The sequence below is a fragment of the Cellvibrio sp. genome, assembly GCF_039207905.1.
GTDB lineage: Bacteria > Pseudomonadota > Gammaproteobacteria > Pseudomonadales > Cellvibrionaceae > Cellvibrio.
The window spans coordinates 12,517-36,681 of record NZ_JBCECX010000014.1 but is presented as its reverse complement, the minus strand read 5'-3'; the positions used below and the strand labels follow the sequence as shown (position 1 = coordinate 36,681).

The following is a 24,165-nucleotide window of genomic DNA, read 5'->3' as shown; positions in this document are numbered from 1 at the left end:
AAGGGGCCAAAGGCCCCTTTTGTGTTAAGTATTTGATAGCTTTCAGCAAGTTACTCTATTTTCGGCATAAGCGGATTGCAGTTTTTAATCGTAACCCTACCCTCTAATAAACTGCCTTTTGAGTATTCACTGAAAATACAGGTGTTGGTTTTGGGGTCATAATTTTCGATCCACAAATTCTCTTCCTTCCAAGTCGCTTGCATGTGCATTTGCCCGTCAGGGACGGCAATCGACATTACACCACCCAGATTTTTAACGAAGTATTGTTCGTAGTGAAAGTAATAACTTCCCCAACCGATGGCCAGTATCACGAGGGCACCAATCAGACCGACTTTCCATTTTAAGTAGCGACCAACACCCCAAAAAACAAAAATAGCGACACTGATAACGGCAAACCAATACAAATACGTGACCACGGTATATCCCTCTGAGAATAGAAATTACTTCCTATTCAACAGGCTTTTACGTCCCAGCGCAAGTAAACCCAACATCATCAGGCTAAACAGACCAGCGCTACCGCCACCGCCACCGCCTTTGTCTTCTTTCTCGTTGATGAGGGTGTTTTTAGCAGGATTAAGATTTGCAGCAGTATCCGGATCTGCATTCAACACAACAATATTCTGGATCATCATGAAATGATCGCCAGTAACAGGGACTTTATTCGTGTTATCCGCCGCAGTGTAATTGCGCAGCGGTATGCTATCGAAAGGGCTGCCCATATTGAAACGATTCAAGGCAGCGATGGCATCAACAATTGCCATACCATTTCCAGTCACTTGTCCAAAAACAGTGAAGCCGCCGTTTTGTTTATCCAAGTTAGACACGTTGTCATTGCTAAGGTTGATGAACCATTGATTGGTTGCGCTGTTAGCATCACTACCCAGCTTAGCCATGGCAATAGTGCCGCGCACGTTGGAGTAAACAGGTTCATTTGTCACTTTGGCATTTTGTGCGATAGCAACCAAAGGTAGCTCGCCGGTGTACTTATAACCACCGCCCTGAATTACAAATCCGGGAACTGAACGGTGCACGATTGCATTGGTATAAGCATTGGCTTTTACGTAAGCGAGAAAATTCTCCACAGTTTTAGGTGTGGTTTTATCAAAGAGGTTTACTTCAAAATCACCCAGCGGGGTTTGAAATTGCACGGTCGTTGCAGAAGCGGCTTGAGTCATTAAAACGCCAGCACTTAGGCAAGCTGCTGAGATGCTAAGTTTGAGCCATTTAGCCGGGGATACAGACTGGGCGGATGATTGCATGGACGAAAAACCTCTAGTTATAAATAGACTGATGTTGTTGCTAACCAAGCCTTTAGACCCAGCTAGGATTGCCGCATCTTATCCTGAGTGATACTGACTCAACACCTTAAATTTGTTGGAATTTGTAATACTTACGCCAGCTTATTCAGGCTATTCCTCGTCGGTCACTTTCGTCCAATGGCCATTTGGTTGTTGTTTAACCTCATAGCGTGCCCATTGACGAAATTCTGCACGAAGGCAAATACCAGTAGCGTAACCACCAGCGCCAGCCACAATTTTATAAATCACCTGATCTTTACTGGCATTCTGATTATCGGCGGCGTCTACGACCTGACGGACACTCCACAAGTTCCCCAGTTTTCCGTTGCTGTAGAAGTGCCCTGCCACAACCTGCTCAGGGTGGGTGATGTTCTTCTCGGCATGCTGTTTAGCCAGCTCCAGCAGCTGGGTCAGGTTTTCAGCGGTAATATCCACGTAAGAGTTGAGCTGCTCCATAGCGGCAGAGAAATCCTCTTGCGTTAACTCAAATTGACGCTCAGCCGCAGCCGCCGGTTTGACGAGTTTACGGCGGGTAAGATGCGCCGGATAACGGCGCCAGGAGAAGAGCGCGTTAAATGCTATCGCCATGACCATGATGCTGGTGACGTTGATCAGGATGGGAGCAACTAGATAGTAATATTCAAGTCGGTAGATTTCCGGACCGCCGATCACTGCCGCCAGAGCCGTTGCGCCTCCCGGAGGGTGCATACAGCGCAGATAATGCATCACACCGACTGCTAAACCGACTGCCAGTGCCGGCGTCCAGGTTTGATCAGGAAATAGTTGTTGGACAGATACACCAACAAATGCCGATAACAAATGCCCACCGACTACCGACCAAGGCTGGGACAAAGCCCCCTGCGGAACCGCAAACAGTAATACCGCGCTCGCGCCCATAGAGGTAACCATAATCAGGGTACCTGCGGTGTGCATAAATCCGTCCGGAAAGCACCAGCGAGTGCCCCAATAGACCGCCACAATCCCCAGAAAGGCCCCCACAGCGGAAATGATTTTTTCGCTGTGACTGGTCGTGTTGCGCTCTATACCCAAATACAGGCGAGCTTCGTGAATGATGTGTTTGATTGTCATGGTAAATTCCATCGCACCAATAAAGTGCGGAATCCTAGATGTTTATCGCGCCGACTGCAAATAGCCGCTTGACCTTCCCCTTGGGGAAAGGTTTAGTCTTGGGCAATAGCATTTGAGAGGATCGAATTGTGTCCGGTAATCAGCAGGAATTAGAACTAGCCATTAGCGGGATGAACTGTGCCTCCTGCGTCGCCCATGTCGAGAAGGCGTTAGTTTCAGTAAATGGTGTCAGCTCTGCCAGCGTCAACCTCGCCACCGAGCGAGCGCATTTGGTGCTTGCACGCCCGGTTGCCGCTGAAGACCTCATCCTTAGCGTTGAGCAAGCTGGCTATAAAGCCGCCTTTGCCAACACTAATGATCGCAACGAACAAGCTGATCGGCGTAAACAGGAACGCTTGCAACTTAAACAAAGGTTCTTTGTAGCACTGATCGCAACTGCCCCCGTCTTTGTAATGGAAATGGGCGGCCATTTAGTGCCTGCCTTTCATCATTGGATAATGACGAATCTCGGGATCTGGAGTTGGATTATTCAAGCCGCGCTGACGACCCTGGTGATGTTCGGCCCCGGCCGCGCTTTTTATCAAAAAGGATTGCCTGCGCTGCTGCGCTTGCAACCGGATATGAACTCCCTGGTCGCCCTCGGTAGTCTTGCTGCCTGGGGTTATTCATTAGTGGCAACCTTTGCCCCGATTCTGTTGCCTACCGGAACAGTAAACATCTACTTTGAAGCAGCGGCTGTCATAGTCACGCTGATTTTGCTCGGGCGATTGATGGAAGCAAATGCGCGGGGTCGCACCAGCGATGCAATTGCCCGCCTGGTAAAGCTCCAACCCCATGTGGCAACGAGAGTGAAAGGTGAGCAACATGAGACTGTGGATATCGCCCAGATCCATGTAGATGACCTATTACTGGTTCGTCCCGGTGAGCGAATCGCATTGGATGGAGAGATTATTCAGGGAGCTTCTTATATTGATGAGTCGATGATGACCGGCGAGCCCATACCGGTAAGTAAAAGCACAGGAGCGCAAGTGATTGGCGGTACGCTCAATACCAACGGATCGTTTACCTACAAGGTCACTAAAATTGGCAAAGAAACATTGCTTGCCCAAATTATTGATCTGGTTGAGTCCGCGCAAGGTTCCAAACTTCCCATTCAGGCGTTGGTAGACAAAATCACCCAATGGTTTGTGCCAGTAGTAATGCTAATTGCCGCGCTCACTTTTATGGTGTGGCTTATTGTTGGCCCTGAACCAGCGCTTGGTTTTGCGTTAGTCAATGCTGTCGCTGTGCTTATCATCGCCTGCCCCTGCGCCATGGGCTTGGCAACACCAACATCGATTATGGTTGGCACCGGCCGCGCTGCGAATCTTGGTTTGCTGTTTCGTCGCGGCAGTGCATTACAGACATTAGCCGAAGTAAAAACAATTGCATTTGATAAAACCGGCACTCTGACTATTGGCCAACCTACCCTCACAGATTTTATTGTCGCGCCCGGATTTGAGAAAAGTTTTGTGCTTGCCCTTGCCGCAACCGCTGAACAACATTCCGAGCACCCGATTGCCAGCGCACTGGTAAAAGCAGCAGAAGCTGAAAACATTTCTCTCGGCAATGTGGAAGCCTTCGAAGCAATTACAGGTTCCGGACTAAAAGCAACTGTATCAGGACGAACAATTCATATTGGTGCTGATCGCTTGTTCACTCCACTCGGTATTGCGCTGGATTCATTTCTTGAAAGTGCACAACAATTGGCAAGCGAAGGAAAAACGCCAATTTATATTGCGATCGATAACCAGATCGCTGCGGTGATGGCACTGGCAGATACGGTAAAATCCGGCACCACCGAAGCCTTAAAAGCCCTGCATGATCTAGGTTTTAAAATTGCGATGATCACTGGCGACAACCAACGCACTGCAGATGTGATTGCACGCCAATTAGGTATTGATCTGGTAGTCGCCGAAGTATTACCCAAGCAAAAAGTGTCAGCCGTTAAAAAGCTGCGCAAGCAACACGGCGCGATTGCATTTGTAGGCGATGGAATTAACGATGCACCAGCGCTTGCCGAAGCCGATCTTGGTTTGGCGATTGGAACAGGTACTGATATTGCGATAGAAAGCGCGGACCTTGTCTTGGTAAGCGGAGGTATCGATGGTGTACCCAAAAGTATTTCACTTGCGCGAGCAACCATGCGCAATATCAAACAGAATTTATTTTGGGCATTTGCCTATAACGCCGCATTAATTCCGCTTGCTGCAGGTGTGGCTTATCCGATATTTGGTGTACTCTTATCACCTATGCTTGCTGCCGGCGCAATGGCACTATCCAGCGTGTTTGTAGTTACCAATGCATTGCGACTAAAAACCTGGCGTTATGAATACACAACCGAAAAACTAAACTGACCGCAAACGATTAACAACATGATTGCACGCAAACGCTTACACATGATTGTGATTGCCCTCTGCCTGTGGCTTCCGCTGCAGGCGATTGCCGGGCAATGGCTGCACTGCGCGCAAATTGAATCCAGTCTGGCGCAATTGGATTCAGCAGCGGAACCTAAACCTCATCCTTCCTGCCATGACTCTGTGCCTGATGCGCAGTTTGATAGCTCGACAACTAGCAATCACCATCCAATATCCACCGACACCAAATCTTGCAATCATTGCCAATTTTCTTGCAGTTGGCACTCCGCTTTAGTGGTACACGAATTAACACCCATGGGTATTTATTCGGAAAGCACTTACATCCAATTTAAAGTTTCCTCTCCCGCACAGCCCGCATTGGAAACCCCTCAACGGCCACCGCAATTCTGCGCGTAGTTTTTATTTGCAAGCGCGTTAGATCGCTGCTGCAAGCTAAACCAGCGTGTCGATTTCTCATATCGATTTGATGCAACCATTAACCTAAATCGTTGTGCAAAAGCAGGCGATCAACAGTTAAGGATTTCAAAAAATGAACACCACCAACCTGCTCACTCGTAGCAGCTTTCTACTATGCGCCACTTTATTGTTGAGCGCATGTGCCACTACGCCGCCAGATACCGCCAAGGCACTGATAGAGCAACAACTCAGCGCGCGCTACCCCACTGCGAAACTATCAGCTACAGCGCCCGTGCTCGCCAACAAAACACTTGGGCTGGACGATGCAGTTCAAACACTGCTTGGCAAGTCACCACAAGTTCGCATTGAACTGGCGCAATTAGGTATTGCCAATGCGCAACAACTACAGGCTGAGTTAATCAGCAATCCGCATATTTCTCTCGGTGCATTAAGGCCAGAAGATGGCGGGCGCTGGCAATTGGATGCGGGCTTGAGCCTGCCTTTATTGGAGCTGTTCACTCGCCCATTGCGGCGCGAGATGGCGCAAGAGAATCTGCTGAGCACGCAGCTACACCTGCAGGACAAACTGCAGAAACTGATTGCAAAAACGAGCACTGCTTATTATAGCGCGATAGCGGCACAACAACATTTACAAGTAGCTCGAACCATGTTCGATGCAACGCGTGCGCGCCAGCAATTAGCCGATAGCATGTATCGCGCTGGCAACCTATCAGAAAATAACTTCCTATTTTATGACAATGAATTGCGTCGTGTTCAGCAGCAAGTAAAGCAACGCGAACTTAAAGCGCAGAAATCCTATCTGAAGCTACTGAATGTTATTGGTTTGGATTCAACTCAAGTAGTAATACTGCCTACACAATTGCCGCTCCTGCCCTCGGATGATTTCAGTCACGCCACACTGTTCGCACAGGCTCAAAGTGACCGGTTAGATTTACAGATTGTGCAACAACAATCACGCCTGCTTGAACAACGTAGCAATCTGTTGCGCAAAGAAAATGGGTGGAGGGATATGACCATCGGTGTAAACGCCGAGCGAGAATTTGATGGTGCAAAAAATATCGGCCCGGAAATTGAATTAGCCTTGCCATTATTTAATCGCAACCAAGGAAAGCTGGCCACGGTAACGGCGCAGCTGGAAAAAAATAAAGCGCAACTGGATCAGTTGCGACTCAATACAGATAGCGAAATTGCGCAAGCGCTTAATCAAATGCAGTCGAGTCGCAGCCAATTGGAGTTAATTACATCCAGTCTGCAAGTCGCGGGGAAACGAGTACTGCTATCCAATCGCGAAGTTAATTTTATGCTCAGCAGTCCGCTCGAATTGCTCGACATTAAACGCCAGGAAATTCAACTAGCCCACGATTACACCAACGAGCTAGCAGCCTACTGGCAAGCGCGCACACAGCTGGAACTGGCAATTGGACGCGCGCTACCAACATCTGAATCGATAAAACACAACGGCATGGATCATAGCAAAATGGATCATGGCGATACTCATCACGACCATATGAACCATAAAGAAATGGATCACAGCAATATGAATCATGCCGACCACACCAATGCCGCCAGTGAACATGAGGAGCATCACCATGATTAATCGTCGTACGCTTTTACTCGGCAGTGCAGCTGGTCTGGTTGCTGCAAGCCTACCTTTACAAGCGCAGCAGAATCATGCTGCCCATCAACATGGCACTGCGGCGGCGAGTGATCATAGTCGCCACACAAATGTCAAAAAAGGCGCAGCAAAAACAACATCAAAAATACCCACAGTTTCCACCAAAAAGCCGCAGCCAACCGATCAAGGTTACACACCGGTAATTACCCCCAATGCTCGCACTCTCCCCTATCGGATGAGTGATGGGGTAAAAGAATTTCATTTAATTGCCGAGGAAGTTGAGCACGAATTTGCACCGGGCACAAAAATAAAGGCCTGGGGTTACAACGGAGCAACGCCCGGCCCGACATTAGAAGCCGTTGAAGGTGATCGCGTGCGAATTTACGTCACCAATAAATTACCCGAACACACCAGCATGCACTGGCACGGCATTTTATTGCCTTGGGGAATGGATGGTGTGAGTGGATTAACACAGCCTGCGATTAAACCCGGCGAAACATTTGTGTACGAATTCACGCTGGAACAACACGGCACACATATGTATCACCCGCACGCCGATGAAATGGTGCAAATGGCGATGGGTATGATGGGTATGTTTATTATCCATCCGAAAGAGCCGGTTACTCCGAAGGTTGATCGCGATTACGTTGTGCTCTTGCACAACTGGGCCGTGCATCCCGGCACTTATCGCCCCGATCCAAGCGTAATGAGTGAGTTCGATTTGTGGACAATGAACAGCAAAGTATTTCCCGCGATTGAATCTATGGTCGCACAAACCGGCGAGCGCATTCGAATTCGCGTGGGTAATTTATCTATGTGGAATCATCCGATCCATTTGCACGGCGTGCAATTTGAATTGACGGGTTCCGATGGCGGACGTTGGCCAGAATCGCAGTGGCGCAAAGAAGTCACCGAGATTGTTGGTGTAGGGCAAACACGCGACTTGGAATTTATTGCAGTTCCAGGCGATTGGGCTTTTCATTGCCACATGAGCCACCACACCATGAATGCAATGGGGCACGGCGTACCCAATATGCTCGGAGTGAAACAACCCGAGTCAGTAAGCAAAGTATTGCCGGGATACATGCCAATGGGTGAAAACGGCATGGCTGAACATCAAGTGCATGTAGACATGGGCCACATGCCTGGCCCGGAAAATACTTTGCCAATGATGATGGGCGAAGGTCGCTACGGAAAACTCGAGATGGGCGGAATGTTTTCAATGATTCGCGTGCGCGATCAATTGGGTGAGGATGCCGGTTTTTATTCACCCCCTGAGGGAACCCAGGCGAAAAAAGTCGCGCGTGTGCCAGATGGAATTCCTACGTAAATAATACTTCCTCTGGCTCGATATAAATCGAGCCAGAGGAAAACAGTTAACGCAATTCTATATGCTCAACGAATACTAACCTACGCCCTTTCGATAAGGGCACTCCCGTATAAGGTGTGTTGTCATCCGTTGGATATTCCTCGTATTCCGCAATCACAATGCGATAACCTTCACTAGTGATATCGCGGGGACTTTCAACAAATCCCTCCCACAAAGGCTTAGGTTTTATCCAACGCTCAATTAGATTGGAATCAATACGATTCGTTCTGATTAGTGAGCCAGATATTGAATTGCGTAGCCCGCTAAATTGTAAGCGCTCAAAAGTGCTGAACCGGTTTATTGTAATCGTTTCAGAGGAGTGTTCTTCTCGTTCAACATTAGTTTGTTTGCGATTTCCCTCTGCAACTCTGCGCCAACCAAAGTCAGTTCCAAGCGAAGGATCAAGACGCTCAAGCCATACTTCAACCACACTAGTGGCCGCGGGACTGCGTTGTTGGAAACGTGGCAGACGAGCCAGCACTTCACGCGCTCCCGCAGAGTTACTGTAAGTAGAGCCATGAAGGCTTACGTCAAAACCGTTGGTGAGTGAGTTGTGGCGTATCGTCGCCCAGCGATCCATGGTGAGCTGCATAAAATCGGCAAGCACAATTTCAGAAAGATGTGCACCACCAACAGAAGTTGGCTGATAGCGTGCTAATGCAAGGCGCACAAATGGCCAGTAGCTATCGCCATGGTCTATTTCGATATCGCAATACCAAAGCTTCCGCTCCTCATCGAAATATACGTCGTGTGGTGCGATATCCACCGTTGAATCACCAACAGATAATCGTGTTTGAAACTCTCCCGGCATTTGCTTCGCTTCACTCGCTGGCGCGCCCGGCGGCAGCCATCGACCAGTCGCATCAGGTTGTAAACGTGCACGCGGGAAATTACTGATGCGGGGCGCCAAACCTGCAACTGCAGGAGAGTTCCAAATTGGATCGCTCCCCCACTGTGTAATGAAACTTTTGCTGGGGCGAGAAAGTGGATCTTTTTCAGGGTCTTTGGTGTACCCAGACTCAGGCAGCACTACCGCCAACATTTCACCATAACCACTGCTGTTCCAAGGGCGATCAAGATAGACACGCAGTCCGCCACCACGTCGCCATATATGCTGCGCACCATCTTCTGTACGTGCACGGGACCAACCAAAGGTAGGCACAACATAAAGCACCTCAGGTGCAGGTGGAGGAGCTGAGTTAGGTATCCAGGTAACTGCGCTCGCGCCATAGAGATGAATATGTTCCTCAGTTTGTGCTGGCTCCCCGGTCGCATCGAAGCCGGGTCTGAATAACAATTCCGGTGGCAAATATTCGCGATAGCGTGTTGTTGCATTAAGTCTGTATTCGATCCGACGATAACGAGTATCGCCAAACTCATGGCGTTTTTCGGATTCAAAATCCGTTCGCGGTTTGTTGATGCCAATAACATCTGGGCCATGTTCTTCAGAAGGTAAACTGTGATCACGCAATGCGTGCTGATCGGCGAGAAAATCTTTTATATCAGTAATCTTTACTTGAAAAGCCATATCCTCTCGTTTCACGTCACCCACATCCGACCCATTCATTGGCTCATGCCAGGTCGCTTGCAGATCAAGGCGATCGGTACTTTTCAGGCTGCAATTTGCAAATAAACGAGGAATTGCAAATGTGGAACCGATATTACGATCTATATATATCGAACGAATATCTGGCTGAATCAATGGACGTTGCACTGCGTGCACCAAATCAATTTCCTGCCATGGTGTAAACAACCACGAGCGACCATCCAACGTAGCCTTTGCAATTTTTTGTTGTGCGGCTTCATCTAGCCATTGCCAAAGCCCCATGCGTTCAACAAGATCACGCTTTAGAATACGCATCGATAAACGCAGTTTTACTCTCTCACCTTTTGCCAAGGGAACCCGGAGGACATGTGATTGCTCCTCGTAAAATGTTTTAGCGAGCGGATCCACATCTTCGTACAAATCAATTCGGAATGGCTCAGCCTCGGGCCAGGTTGCATCGTTTCGATACAACGGAATTCGAATAGTTTCCTGTGGAGAAATTGCAGGATGATCAACAAACCAGGCAGATACCACTTGCGCCATTGGATCTGCTAAATAACTCATACGAGCGCCTGCATTCCACACTGCATAGTGCGTATCTACCTCAGTACCTTCTCTATCAAGTGGCCCTTTCATGGGAAATATTGTTTGCCATAAAGATGCATTCGCATCATTTATAGGAAAATCCTTTTCCTTAGCTAGCATTTCGTAAGCAGCTGAATTGAGTGTACCAGCGTGATCGAGCACGCCATGCAATTCAGCCTCATGAATTGTTGATTGTGGCGGTACAGCGAAACGCTCGCATTGTTGAGTGGATAAACTGGAATCATCAAAACTGTCATTGAAACTTCGAATCACCAATCGATACATCGACTCACCAAAATCAGGCTGCTTAACCCCATGGTCACGAGATATGCCTGGTAAGGCGAGAATCGGAGCGGCAATGGGTTCAAACCGCAAAAATGCCTGCGCTTCTTTTTCCGGATTTTCCGGTCCGATATTTTGTTCCGTAGGCTGTAACGAATTACCGGCGATATCGACAGCGCGAGCGCGCAAAGCATAGCGACGACCGTAACGCAGGCGTGGCAGCGATCCGGGAACCGCTTTGAATTGCGACTTGAAATCCAATCCTTCCAAAGCCTCTGCCCCCTCAGTGAACTGTGGTCTTCCGTCAGATCCTTTGTCAGCTTTGGTATCTTTGCCAATTGCCCTACCCGGTTGCGGTGCAGCTAAACTCCAACCGCCCCATGACACCATCGATTCATGCAAATACAAAATATCCTGGTTATAGGTTGGATCAGGCGAGCGGGTGGCCGCCATCTGTACTGTTGCTTCCTCTTCACCGGCTAAAGGATTTACCAACAAACGCTCGGCAGCAAACATATAGTCAGCTGTGCGCCGACAGAGTGAGCGCCACACTTTTACTTTTGTATCCCACACATCAATACGATAACCACGAACAAGATCCTCCGCCCAAAATTGAATTCCCTGTTGGGTTTGTGCATCGCTTAAATGTTGTTTATTCACAGCGAAACGCTGCTTAAGCAAATCACCACGATCTTTGCGAACGAGAGAGATTCCGGCCGTACGCAAACTCGGCGCCCCCGCCCGTTTTTCATGCCGACTAACATCATCCAATAAAATTGCCGGATCTACTTTTGCTTGAGCATCGTAAGTACCGAGTGAGCGAGCAAAATTCATTAGCTTTAGAGCAGCACTATCAATATCCGCTTGCACAACTGCATAACTGTCAGAATGACTGTAAATATCCAACAGTCCTTGATGAATTCGTATTGCCTGCTCTGGATTTAAACCAGGATTTGGTGTGCTTAAAAATTGCTGTTGATCATGGGTAACATAGGTTATTGGTGCAGAATCAATATTAATATTCAACGGGGTTGCAAGCCCTTCAGAAAACTCAACCATCACTTCCAGAGCGATATTATCGCCTTTGGGAAATTGGTCGCGACTCAATGAAAAATCGACAACCAACCCCAAACGACGCAGTAAAGTGGGATAATTATTCATGGCCGCAATTGCACGATGAAAATGCATGGTCTTCACAAGATCTTCTTTCGAAGGCTCAGGTGGACGCTCAAATTCTTCAACAGTTTCAGAAATCCTTTTATCGTCGGTACGCGCAACCTGTTTGATAGCTTTTGGCCGTAATGGTGGAGTATGAAACAATTCAAAACGTGCGAGGTGATGTATTTTTCGCTGTAGATCACTGCCCTTCTCGATCGTATCTCCAGCTTTTAATAAGGCATCAAGTGTTGCAAAACGACGACCTATTTTAGACTCTGCGGTATTGTTCTCTGGCAAAAAATCTTTGCCGTGCCTTTTATTTCCCCAGCGATCAACCTGTTGCACACTTTCAACCAGATCGCGCCACAAATTATTATCGAGCAAGTCTGCGCCAATGCGCGGCAGATTTTCGTTAGTGCGCACAGCCAAATCTGCATACATCTCTTTAACTAAACGCTGCACTTCAACCGTGCTATAAGACAATACATTGCTATCTAACAGATCAGTTACATCTCGTTGCACATCGTAGCTTTCGACATAAAAATTCGCTTTAAATAACGCACACCACACATCCGAATCAGGCGAACCTATAGTAGTGTCATGACGGCTGGCACCTTCAATATCTCCTAAGGATGATTTGGCGATAACCTGACCATTCGCAACAAATGAAAATCTGGCACTGGCCAAGGTCGCAGGCCAATCCAACCATTCTGGGAAACTGGAAAGCTCCTGGGCATTGGCCTCCGCATCCAATTTTGGTGCAACCATAACGGATATACGTACTTCTTTTTCGTCAGCAGAAATACCATTTGGTAGACAAGTCCATATCAATGTTTGCTTGGCCATTACACTTCCTCCGGCGCGAACGCAGCGCAATATTCAGTCCATGATTCTTTATTCATTAGATCGTTAAATTTTGGGTCAGCAGCACCACCACTAAATTCTTTTCGGCATCGTACGGGAATGGAGAAGCTAACGAGCACTACCTCAAACTCCACAATCAATTCCGCTTCGCCATAAACAATTGACTCACCACTGCTGTTCTCATAGGCGAGCTGCAAGTTAAACGTAAGTGATGCTGAAAATATTGCGATGATCGTCAGCTCGCCATGAATACGCACGTAACCCGCTAGCACGACACGCTTGCCTTCGGCATCGTCTTTCCAGTTAAAATAAACCCCGGCTTTGATCTCAACCATGCCGGATGCGACTACGAGATTTAATGAAACCGCCGCGCCGAATTCCAATGCTGCTTCAATTTCCTGAACCCCTTTAGCACCAACCGTAGCTGCGAAAAAACCTCCTCCACCGAGTAACGATACGGTCAAACTAAACGGGCGTTGTCGCTCAGCAAAATTAAACCGAACAGAAGCTGGGCGATTATCAAAAGGCAAATTAAATGCGGCACCCAGAGTGACATTGGATAAAGAAAAAATGCCTACCTCAATCGTTGGCAAATTGAGTGAGTAACTCGCGGAAATACCGCTTGGCGTTACACTTAAGGATGGAGGATCAGAAAAACCATTACTGGGGATAAAATCGCGCAGGCTATTTACAAACTCCAACGGGCCACCAAATCTCACCGCATCGTCATGATTAAGCTGTACGGAAACATCAGGCTTTTGGCCTGGGCTAGCGGTAAATGCCAGTTTATCGAAATGCAGAATAATGCAACCGTAGAGATTGAGTTTGAATTTTTCTAAGGCTGCATTAGCGGACTTTTGTGCTGTCTGGGGATTATTGATTGGTACAAATGTTCTACCGCTCATTGTGAGTTTAGAACCCTGTAACTCATCAGGGATCAATAAATTTTTCTCGTCCGATTTTGATATTGTTGTTATCCAATCAAAACGGGTTTCAATATGGCTTGTGGTTTCTGTGGATATAAATTTAGGGGCATTAGCATGATTAAGTGCAATGGCACCAACACCTTTAAAAAGATCAACTAAGGTAATTCCACCAATCAACGTTGCATCAGGTGAAAAATAGTCGAACAGTTCAATTTGGTTGTTAACTGAATTTTTTATTGCATTTTCAGGCGATTGCCCTTTTTTACTTGCTATTGGCCCAGACAATTTTGATAGCCCATAAATTGCCATCTGCGGTGCAGCCAAACCACCTAAACTATCAGTTTGCTGCCCCCCCTGCCCTCCTTCAAACTTTAATTCCGCCGGACCATTTGGTCCAACCACTAAAAAAACCTGCCCTTCATTTTTGCCTGCATGTTTAACAACATCAGGATATTGCATCACAATTAGATCATTCCGCCCGATCAGTTTTTGCAGAACCGGAACACCTAATTCAGCAAACTCCATTTGCGGATGAAAGTTAGGGTTTGTCGTTTTTGTCTTGCCATTATCCCCAACATTGAAACTCAACAAATGTGTTGCAAGTGTGGAATCACCTTCTTCTTTATCGAAGCGAATACTTGCCCCGTTCATATTGGTTTCACGGCAAGTTGCTTTGTCACTCGCGTTGTAGGCATCGCGCATTATTGAATTGTGATCGCGATTAACCAATTCACTGACAAACAACATGGGCAAGGAAAAACTCACACTGCGGTTATCACGATCAATTGCTGACACTTCAAAATTGAATAATTTTTGATTAGCTTGGTTTAATGGCACTTTGGGCCAAAACGCCATGCGGTCAGTAATTCCAGGATGCTCATGTCCAAACGCTTTTTTCGGAGAGGTAAGATCCGGCGTAATTCGTGTAAGCAATTCCACTTGTGTAAAAGGAAAATTACGTCCGCCGAATTCATGCTCGCTTCCGTCATAACGGCGTACGCGTTCACGCACAACGATAAAAAAACGCTGCCGTAACACGGCTCTACGACTATTAGTATCGCCTTCAAATTTTCGCTCTGTCACCTTTACCAAGGACGCAGCATGACCAAAGGGCAAGAGAAAACCGCTGTAGACAACACGCACATAATGATCTCGCCCGAGCGTTGCAAGATGTCGCCATTGCTCCAGATCTACCCCTTTGGGTCTAATTGCCCAATCACCTTCCGAATCCAGCAATCCACCGAGAGCGGATAGCTGTAGACGTTTGGCAGTACTCGCGCGCGGAATATAGTTGTGACGCGTAACATCGCCACGCCGCTGACGATAATTACCCATCAGATTAACCAGCATTTTGCGGTCTTGCGTATCAAGGCTCATGCGAAATGGTCGGTTCACATTTTCTGCAACCTGTTCGTCATCAAGTAGATAATCAGGTGACCAGATTGCTCGCACTTTTGCTGCTGTTTCAGCATCCCCACGCTCTGTAATTAAACGCGTATGCCATAGCTCAGTTACACCTTGCGCCACATGTGGGAAAATACGGTGACGCCAACGTGCATCTTCAATAGGAGAAAGGATTAAACGGTAAGGTAATTCGAGCGCGGTTACGTGCTCCGCAGGTTCATGAGGTAAACCTGTCAAAAAAGAAATGTAAGGCAGCTTTTCAAATAGTTGGTGCTGATCAAAATTAACATTCAATTGTATGGCTGTATCGGATAAAAGACCTGCTGATTCCAGTGCGAGCGTGGCGAGCGTAGCAAAATGCAAATCCCCTTCACGTAACTCAGGATTCTGACTGAATAAAAATTCAGACTTTCGCAAAACGCCGGCCCACATGACACCACCAATTTGCGATCTGCCGGCGTCAGTAAACCCACCAGCCGATTCACGGGTAATTCGTTGCACTGCGTAATTCAGTGCTGTTTCAAACTCTACAGCAGCCCGGTTGCTAATTTGCCTGACAACCGCGTTGCGCAATTCCTTAATAACTACCCTATCCAGAAAAAAATCGAACTGTGTATCAGGGGTGTCTGCTTTGGCATTACTATCAAGGCTCATTTTCCAATCGCGCATCGCATCAAGAACTGCATCAAGCGTAAAAGGAATTTCTTCAATCGCAGCATCCATTACGAATGCGACACGGCTGGCGCCGGCCATGCGAATACGAACTAAATCGACGCCTTCAGCAGCAGAGGAAGCAACGCTTTGCAATTCATTATCGACGAGTTTTGTCTCGGTGATTTTGTTGAAGGTTGGACTTTCCTTTTTTACACCCTGCACATCTGCAGGAAGTGTTTTGAGCGGTGAAGGTTCGCCGACGAATGCTTCTTCGCCAAATGCTTGTGGAGGAAACTCAACAATCAGGATGCCGTGTTTTTCAGGGTTTGAGCGGCGCAAAACTGGCTTGCCCTCCGCGCCACCCTCAACTTGCAGGTTTTCAAACAGAAGGTCAAACACCAGCAAGTCGTCGGGTCGTCGTACATGAAAGCGAACTTGCTCTCCAGTACCTATGCGCAAACGTCGCAACAACTGTGCAACACTCGGAATCAATGTCGATTGAAACCTTGTCTCAAAACCCTCAACGACCCTGCTAGCCATAATTCATCTCCTGTTGAATATTCGTTCAGAAGCTAACACGGCTGATCGCGTTAATTCACGGCAATATTACCGTTCGATCAAATAATGGCGGCGAAATTTTGATCGGAGCTGACCTGAAGCTGTCCCACGTGAGGAAAGCCTCCCGTCGAAGTGTTAAATATTGTTCACGTTCGTCAATTCCCGCGCCGCTTGATCCCAAGCGCCCTATAATTCCGGCTGACTATAAGACCGTCCAAAGTGACTAAAACCATAATTAGCTGTGAGCCTCCCATGAAAAAACGCCCGCTCGGTATTCCGCTATCCCGTTTCCTGATTGTTCCTGTTGTTGGATCGCTCATCTTATTTGGCGGCTGCTCGGAAAAAACAACCAACACGCCCGAAGTGCAGCAGTCGCAGGCTAGCGCTGCATCAAGTAGTCCAGCACTGGAAATTATCCGCATCACCCCGGAAGAAGCGAAGAAAGAGGCGGAAGCCATAGAGCCGCAAGTGCCCTTGACCTTGGCGGAGGGGATTACCGGTGAACTCTGGGCATCAGAAAAATTATTGGGCGATACGGTCGCGATCCACGTAGATGACAAAGGTCGCATTTGGGCGGGCATCACCCAGCGCAGCAATAACTCAGAATTTGATATTCGCGCTTACCCGGACTGGGAACATCCATCGGTAGCATTTTCATCTGTGGAAGATCGCCGCCAGTTCCTGCACACCGAACTAGCACCGGAAAAAAGTGCGCAAAATGAAAAAATTCCTGACCGCAATAATGATGGCAGCCACGACTGGCGCGATCTTGCAGTTGTGAAAGAAAAAGTAGTTCGCCTTGAGGATACCCAAGGCAGCGGCAAAGCCGATTTTGCGCAAACCGTTGTGGAGGATTTTAATAGCGAAGTCACTGACGTTATTGGCGGTATGTTTTATAACGACATGACGGATACTTTATTTGTAAACGTTGCACCGGATTTTTGGAGTTTAAAGGACACCAACAATGACGGCGTGATGGATAGCAAAGTATCGCTTGCTAATGGTTATGCGGTTCACATTGGTTTTAGTGGCCACGGCCTTTCCGGTGCGACTCTGGGGCCAGATGGAAAAATGTATTACAGCATGGGCGATATCGGCACCAGTATTACCGATAGCACCGGAAAAAAATGGCACTACCCTAATCAAGGTGTTGTTGTGCGCAGCGAAGTGGACGGCAGCGACTTTGAAGTTTTTGCGGCAGGCACACGCAATGTGTATGAATTTTCCTTTGATAAATACGGCAACTTTATCAGCGTCGATAACGACGGTGATCACGTCGGTGAATACGAGCGCGTAGTGCATTTGATTGAGGGCTCGGATACTGGCTGGCGAATCAATTGGCAGCTGGGAAAATATATAGATCCCAAAAACAATAAATACAAAGTCTGGATGGATGAGGATTATTACAAGCCGCAATTCAAGGGCCAGGCTGCACACGTATTGCCACCGGTTGCACCTTATCACGCAGGCCCTGCCGGTATGACTTACAACCCGGGCACTGCATTTAATGACCAATGGAAAGATCACTTCTTTGTGGTGGAATTTGTTGGCTCTGCAACACGCGCAGGCGTAAATGCATTTACGCTAAAACCGAAAGGTGCGAGTTTTGAATTGGCGAGCGACAAAAATGTATTCCGTGGCGTGCTCGCAACCGGTTTGGATTTCGGCCCTGATGGTGCGCTCTACTTGAGCGACTGGATTGAAGGTTGGGGCTTGAAACAAAAAGGTCGCGTGTGGAAATTGGATACCCCCGATACTGCGGGCAATCCAATCCGCAAAGAAACCCAAGCACTGCTCGGGAGTGATTTGCGTAAAGAATCAGCCGAGAAACTTGTCTCTCTTTTGAGTCACGCCGATATGCGCGTGCGCCAAAAAGCCCAATTTGCACTGGTAGAAAATCAGCAAACAAAAGCGCTGCAAAATTCTGCCATTTCATCGGGCAACCAATTTGCGCGCATTCATGCCATTTGGGGTCTAGGGCAAATCCTACGCAAAAATCCAGCTGAACACGCCGTACTAATTAATCTTCTGCAAGATGCAGATCCTGAAATTCGTGCACAAGCGGCAAAGGTATTGGGCGATGCACGCACTAAAGAAGCCACCACTAAATTAATACCTTTGCTTGCCGATAAAAATCCGCGGGTAAAACTTTATAGTGCACAGGCCTTAGGCCGCATTGGCGCGCAGGAGGCTATAGCTCCAATCATCGATATGGTTGAAGCAAACAACGAGCAAGACGTTTACTTACGTCATGCTGGCGCAATTGCTTTAGCGCGTATCGGTAATCAAGATGCGCTGGGCAAGTTATCTACTCATCCTTCAGAAGCTGTTCGTATTGCGGCAGTAGTGGCATTGAAACAACTGGAAAGCCCTGCCCTCGCCTCATTCTTAAACGATAAAAGTGAGTTTGTTGTTACCAATGCTGCGCGTGCGATTAATGATGATGCCTTGGTCACTGATGCATTACCTGCGCTGGCACAATTACTCGACGCACCCAAATTCACTAACGAACCGTTTTTACGCCGCGTAATAAATGCGAATGTTTACGCGGGTGGCAACACAGCCGATAACGCCAGTCGTTTGATTCAATTTGCCCAGCAAAAAAATATCGCTGGTTCTTTGCGTGCAGAGGCAATCAACGCTGTTGCCGTCTGGGGCGATTCATCAAAGTATGACCGTGTAACCGGTATGTATCGCGGTCCGCTAACACATCCGCAAACAGAAGCAGTTACGGCAATTACCGCAGGCTATCCAAAATTGTTGGCCGATAAAGAACCAATCGTGCGCGAAGCCACTGTGCAAGCTTTGGGTGAGTTGAATATCCAAAGTGCAAACAAACAATTAGTTAGTATGCTGTCGCAAGACTCGGCACCATCTGTGCGTATTGCCGCACTGTATACCCTCAAAAAATTCAAGCCGAACAATATGGGCGATCTGGTATTTTCTGCATTAAAAGATAAAAACCAGTCAGTGCGCATGGAGGCTTTGGCGATGGTGCCTGAATTAAACCTTCCCGTTCAACAAGTGGTTGATATGCACGCGCTCTTGTTAAAGTCCGGTACTACCGGCGAACAACAAGCGGCAATGCTTTCCCTCGCTAATGTTAAAGCACCGGAAGCAGAGGCAGTATTCGGCCAACAAATGGCATTGTTGCTAGAAGGAAAAATCGCGCCTGAAGTCCAACTGGAATTAATCACCGCGGCTGAAAAAATTGGCAGCCCCTCACTTAAAGAACAGCTTGCCACTTACGAAAGTAAAAAAGATCAAAACAATCCGCTCGATGTGTATCGCGAAACTATTTATGGTGGTGATGCAGAAAAAGGAGTTTCCCTGTTTCGCTACAGCAACTCAACGCAATGTGTTCGTTGCCATATGGTGGGTTCGCGCGGTAATCGTGTTGGACCAGACTTAACTACAATTGCTACACGCATCACTCGTGAACAAATGCTTGAAGCATTGGTAGCTCCTGCTGCACGTATCGCTCCCGGATTCGGCAGAATTACCGCCGTGTTGAATACGGGTGAACGCATTGAAGGTTCTTTCGATGCAGAAACCAAAACCACGATGACGATTACTGCGGCCGACAAAAAACACGAAATCAAACGTGCAGATGTTGCGAGCATTGAAACAGGCGGCATTTCGCCCATGCCGCCAATGGGGTTAGCATTAACTAAAGAAGAACTGCGCGATCTTGTGGCTTACCTCGCAACACTTAAAGAAGAAGTGCATGAAGGTCACTAAGCGCTAATGCGCTAACCGCAAATTAGTAACCATAAATAAAAGTCCCCGCAGATGCGGGGATTTTTATTTTTCAGTGGCTTAACCATTACTGTCGGAATCAACAGCAATAATATTGGATGCATCTTCGGCACCGTAATAAAGCACACCTAATTTGATACGATCTCGCCCACTGGCAACTCGATGTTTATTCGTATCGCGCAGCGAGTAAACACAACCGCAATACTCTTGTTGATAAAAATTTTCGCGCTTGCTGATTTCAATCATCCGCGCGGAACCGCCACCTTTTCGCCAGTTAAAATCCCAATATTTCAGATCCGGGTATTTTTCTGCTGCACGCTGACCACAATCATTAATTTGCTGCATATTTTTCCAGCGTGAAATTCCCAGTGAACTGGTGATTACCGGAAAGCCGTGTTCGTGGGCATAAAGTGCTGTACGTTCAAAACGCACATCAAAACACATGGTGCAGCGAATACCACGTTCAGGTTCATCCTCCATTCCGCGGGCGCGCTCAAACCAGTTATCACGGTCATAATCTGCATCGATAAAAGGCACACCAAACTTTTCTGCAAAACGAATATTTTCATCCTTGCGCAATTCATATTCCTTGCGCGGATGAATGTTGGGATTGTAGAAAAATATCGTGTAGTCGATACCGGAAGCGAGCATTGCTTCCATCACTTCGCCGCTGCAGGGAGCGCAGCAAGAGTGTAACAATACTTTGCTGTGTCCATCGGGCAATGGAATCGGTTTGCGTTCAAATTCATTATTGTCAGTCACAGTGGAATCACTCTGTAGATGCACGGAATTGACGAGCCAGTTCAACAAACGCACGCAGGTAATCAATATTCATATCAGCCTCACGAATGCCGAGGTAAATATTTTTGTGTATACCTTGCTCACCTAATCGCACGGGTATCACATCCAACTTACTCGCATATTCCTCTACCAGCCAACGTGGTAGCGCAGTTACACCGCGTCCGCTGGCAACCATCTGCATCATAATGTCAGTGGTTTCAATCGGTTTATGCCGCGTTGGGCTAACACCGGCGGGCGATAAAAATTGGTTGTAAATATCCAACCGCTCAAGCGTTACCGGATAGGTAATCAATACCTCACTGCTCAAATCCGTGGGTTCAATATATTTTTTACTTGCGAGCTGATGAGCGCGGTTTACGACCAGTACTTGTTCATAATCAAACACGGGTTCGTAATGCAGTCCTGGTTTGTATAACGGATCCGGCGTCACCAGCAAATCAATTTCATAACCGAACAGCGCACCCAAACCACCGAACTGGAATTTCTGTTTTACATCGACTTCAACATCCGGCCATGCCGATAAAAAAGGCGATACTAATTTCAATAACCATTGATAACACGGATGACATTCCATCCCGATTCGCAATGCACCGCGCTCGCCTTCAGCGTATTGGCGAATGCGCTCTTCGGCGTGATCCAGTTGCGGCAACACACGATTCGCCACCGCGAGCAAATACTGCCCGGCCTGCGTGAGCTTTAAGCTGCGCCCTTCACGAACCCAAATATCTGTACCCAGATTTTGCTCCAGTTTTTTCACTGTATGGCTCAGCGCCGATTGGGTGAGGAACAATTTTTCGGCCGCAGCGGTAAGCGACCCCTGACGGTCAACTTCGCGCACCACAGCAAGATGGATTCGTTCGAGCATAGGAAAATCCAGTATTTACATGAATAAAACTAAACATAAAGTCAACTAATATCATTTTTACTCATAATAAACGTAAATTGCAAATCGCATATACACAACCAAACACATGAAAATAAATAATCGATTACTGAAAAAATACCATTTTTAATCATAAATAAATCAGCCTAGCATTTGCCCATCGTTTGAATAAACCGCAGAGAGGCATTGTCATGGCAAAGATTCATAACCTCGGGTTTCCCCGTATTGGCGCCAAGCGCGAATTGAAATTTGCACAAGAATCCTACTGGAAAGGCCAGTCATCACGTGATGAATTGAAAGCATTGGGCGCCGAATTGCGCAAGCGTCACTGGGCCAATCAAGCGGATTTGGATTTGGTGCCCGTAGGTGATTTCTCTTTCTATGACCAAGTGCTGGACACCAGTTTTACTCTAGGCAACTTGCCTGAACGTGTTCAAGGCTTTCATGGCGATACACTCGACAACTATTTCCGTGTTGCACGCGGCCGCTCTGCGCAAAACGAAGAGCACGCACATTGCTGTGGCGGTGTTGCCGCCGGTGAAATGACCAAATGGTTCGATACCAACTACCACTACATAGTCCCAGAATTTACCGCCGGCACAGAATTCAAATTAGACCCAAGCCGCTTGCTTGAGCAACTGGCAGAAGCAAAGGCGCAAGGCGTAAAGGCCAAGCCGGTTATCCTTGGCCCTATTACGTATTTGGCAATCGGTAAAGCAAAAGACGATTCAGATAAATTAGCGCTGCTCGCTGGTTTATTGCCCGTTTATGTTGAATTGCTAAACACTCTGGCGGCTCAAAATGTTGAGTGGGTGCAGATTGATGAGCCGATTCTGGTTACAGAGTTAGAGCACAATTGGAAAGACGCTTTCAAAACTGCTTACGCCACATTACATACCGCAAACATTAAATTATTACTCGCCACTTATTTTGGTCAGCTGCAAGAGAATCTTGAATTGGTGGCAAGCTTGCCAGTACAAGGTGTTCATTTAGATGCAATCAATGCACGCAACGAAGTGGAATCCTTGATTACAAAATTATCGGCAAACAGTGTCGTTTCTCTTGGGGTCATCAATGGCCGTAATATTTGGAAAACCGATTTAAATTCATTGCTGGATTGGCTGGAACCTATAGCTACAAACTTGGGCGATCGTTTGTGGGTTGCGCCATCTTGTTCCTTGCTGCACGTACCGGTTGATTTGGCGAGTGAGCAAAAGCTCGACGCCGATATCAAATCCTGGTTGGCTTATGCATTGCAAAAACTCGATGAACTGAAAATATTATCGATTGCCCTGAAACAAGGTCGCGATGCAGTTAAAACCGAATTGGCAGAAAATAAAGCGGCAATCGAAGCGCGCCGTAATTCTCCACGCGTTAACAATCCAACCGTTAAGGCAGCGATTGCACAATTGACCACACAGCTAGGTCAGCGCAAAAGTGCTTATGCAATTCGTGCTGCAAAACAAGCGGCATTATTGAAACTGCCAACTTACCCTACGACTACCATTGGCTCTTTCCCGCAAACGGCAGAAATTCGTCAAGCGCGCAGCCAATTTAAAGCGGGCGAGATTAACGAAGCCGCTTACAAAGATGCAATGCGTGCAGAAATTGCGCGTAGCGTAAAAGAGCAAACCGAATTGGAGCTGGATGTATTGGTGCACGGCGAAGCCGAACGCAATGACATGGTGGAATATTTCGGCGAACAACTCGATGGTTATGCGTTCAGTCAATTTGGTTGGGTACAATCTTACGGTTCACGCTGCGTGAAGCCGCCCATTTTATTCGGTGATATCAGTCGCCCGAAAGCGATGACAGTTGAATGGACGCAGTACGCGCAATCTCTTACCGACAAACCAATGAAAGGTATGTTGACTGGGCCTGTGACTATTTTGAATTGGTCATTCGTGCGCGACGATCAACCGCGTTCAGTATCTTGTTACCAACTGGCGTTAGCGATTCGTGCAGAAGTATTGGATTTGGAAAAAGCCGGTGTAAAAGTCATTCAGATCGACGAGGCGGCGTTGCGAGAAGGATTGCCGCTGCGTAAAGCACAGTGGCAAGAATATCTGGATTGGGCGGTCGAATCTTTCCGTATCACCGCAAACGGCGTGCAAGATGAAACACAAATTCACACGCACATGTGTTATTCCGAATTCAACGACATTATCAAATCTATTGCAGATATGGATGCAGACGTTATTACTATCGAAACCTCGCGTTCCGATATGGAATTACTCGATGCGTTTGATAACTTTAATTATCCAAACGAAATTGGCCCGGGGGTTTACGATATCCATTCACCCAATATTCCAACAGAAGAGCACATGGTGCAGTTGATGCTGAAAGCAGCTGAGCGTATTCCAGCTGAACGCTTATGGGTAAATCCGGATTGCGGTTTGAAAACACGTCAATGGAATGAAGTGATCCCTGCACTCACTAACATGGTATCGGCAGCGAAAAAACTACGCAAAGCGGCTTAATTGATTCAATAAAAAGCCGCTACCAATATCATCAATGTGGATTGGTAGCGGTTTTGCGTT

At 47.4% G+C, this 24,165-nt stretch carries 13 protein-coding genes; 6 read left to right on the top strand and 7 right to left on the bottom strand.

Translation table 11 applies throughout. The features are described 5' to 3' along the window. Positions 1-50: 50 nt before the first annotated feature. The 3 genes from AAGC78_RS10305 to AAGC78_RS10295 form a co-directional block, all read right to left on the bottom strand. The gene (locus AAGC78_RS10305; RefSeq protein WP_435783993.1) at positions 51-416 is read right to left on the bottom strand and encodes a hypothetical protein; all 366 of its coding nucleotides are present in this window, start codon (positions 414-416) and stop codon (positions 51-53) included. Between the two features lie 24 nt (positions 417-440). Then, the gene (locus AAGC78_RS10300; RefSeq protein WP_435783992.1) at positions 441-1,175 is read right to left on the bottom strand and encodes a peptidylprolyl isomerase; all 735 of its coding nucleotides are present in this window, start codon (positions 1,173-1,175) and stop codon (positions 441-443) included. Between the two features lie 234 nt (positions 1,176-1,409). Next, positions 1,410-2,387 (bottom strand): HPP family protein, encoded by a 978-nt coding sequence (locus AAGC78_RS10295; protein WP_435783991.1) that lies wholly within the window; start codon positions 2,385-2,387, stop codon positions 1,410-1,412. Positions 2,388-2,515: 128 nt separating this feature from the next. On the opposite strand from AAGC78_RS10295, the gene AAGC78_RS10290 reads away from it, so the two are divergent. The 4 genes from AAGC78_RS10290 to AAGC78_RS10275 all read left to right on the top strand — a co-directional run bounded on the left by AAGC78_RS10290 (position 2,516) and on the right by AAGC78_RS10275 (position 8,166). Then, a complete protein-coding gene (locus AAGC78_RS10290; RefSeq protein WP_435783990.1) occupies positions 2,516-4,783 on the top strand; it encodes a heavy metal translocating P-type ATPase in 2,268 nt (755 codons plus the stop codon). Positions 4,784-4,801: 18 nt separating this feature from the next. Then, positions 4,802-5,200: a hypothetical protein gene (locus tag AAGC78_RS10285; RefSeq protein ID WP_435783989.1), complete on the top strand. Its 399-nt coding sequence runs from the start codon at positions 4,802-4,804 to the stop codon at positions 5,198-5,200. 133 nt (positions 5,201-5,333) lie between these two features. Beyond that, on the top strand, positions 5,334-6,818 hold the full coding sequence (locus AAGC78_RS10280; RefSeq protein WP_435783988.1) for a TolC family protein: 1,485 nt from the start codon (positions 5,334-5,336) through the stop codon (positions 6,816-6,818). Next, the gene (locus tag AAGC78_RS10275) at positions 6,811-8,166 is read left to right on the top strand and encodes a multicopper oxidase family protein (RefSeq protein WP_435783987.1); all 1,356 of its coding nucleotides are present in this window, start codon (positions 6,811-6,813) and stop codon (positions 8,164-8,166) included. Before AAGC78_RS10280 ends, AAGC78_RS10275 begins: the two co-directional genes overlap by 8 nt. A gap of 46 nt (positions 8,167-8,212) precedes the next feature. Here the strand turns inward: AAGC78_RS10275 and AAGC78_RS10270 are convergent, their stop codons facing one another. Both AAGC78_RS10270 and AAGC78_RS10265 read right to left on the bottom strand, forming a co-directional pair. Then, a complete protein-coding gene (locus AAGC78_RS10270; RefSeq protein ID WP_435783986.1) occupies positions 8,213-12,622 on the bottom strand; it encodes a hypothetical protein in 4,410 nt (1,469 codons plus the stop codon). After that, the gene (locus tag AAGC78_RS10265) at positions 12,622-16,164 is read right to left on the bottom strand and encodes a hypothetical protein (protein WP_435783985.1); all 3,543 of its coding nucleotides are present in this window, start codon (positions 16,162-16,164) and stop codon (positions 12,622-12,624) included. The genes AAGC78_RS10270 and AAGC78_RS10265 overlap by 1 nt, the downstream gene beginning before the upstream one ends. A 270-nt stretch (positions 16,165-16,434) precedes the next feature. On the opposite strand from AAGC78_RS10265, the gene AAGC78_RS10260 reads away from it, so the two are divergent. After that, positions 16,435-19,923, top strand: coding sequence for a HEAT repeat domain-containing protein (locus AAGC78_RS10260; protein ID WP_435783984.1), 3,489 nt, complete (start codon positions 16,435-16,437; stop codon positions 19,921-19,923). Positions 19,924-20,001: 78 nt separating this feature from the next. Here AAGC78_RS10260 and AAGC78_RS10255 read toward each other — a convergent pair whose 3' ends face one another. Further along, positions 20,002-20,703 (bottom strand): epoxyqueuosine reductase QueH, encoded by a 702-nt coding sequence (locus AAGC78_RS10255; RefSeq protein ID WP_435783983.1) that lies wholly within the window; start codon positions 20,701-20,703, stop codon positions 20,002-20,004. Positions 20,704-20,710: 7 nt separating this feature from the next. Beyond that, positions 20,711-21,607: a LysR substrate-binding domain-containing protein gene (locus AAGC78_RS10250; protein ID WP_435783982.1), complete on the bottom strand. Its 897-nt coding sequence runs from the start codon at positions 21,605-21,607 to the stop codon at positions 20,711-20,713. 209 nt (positions 21,608-21,816) lie between these two features. On the opposite strand from AAGC78_RS10250, the gene metE reads away from it, so the two are divergent. Continuing rightward, complete coding sequence (metE, locus tag AAGC78_RS10245; RefSeq protein ID WP_435783981.1) at positions 21,817-24,105, top strand: 5-methyltetrahydropteroyltriglutamate--homocysteine S-methyltransferase; 2,289 nt, start codon at positions 21,817-21,819, stop codon at positions 24,103-24,105. Positions 24,106-24,165: the final 60 nt, after the last annotated feature.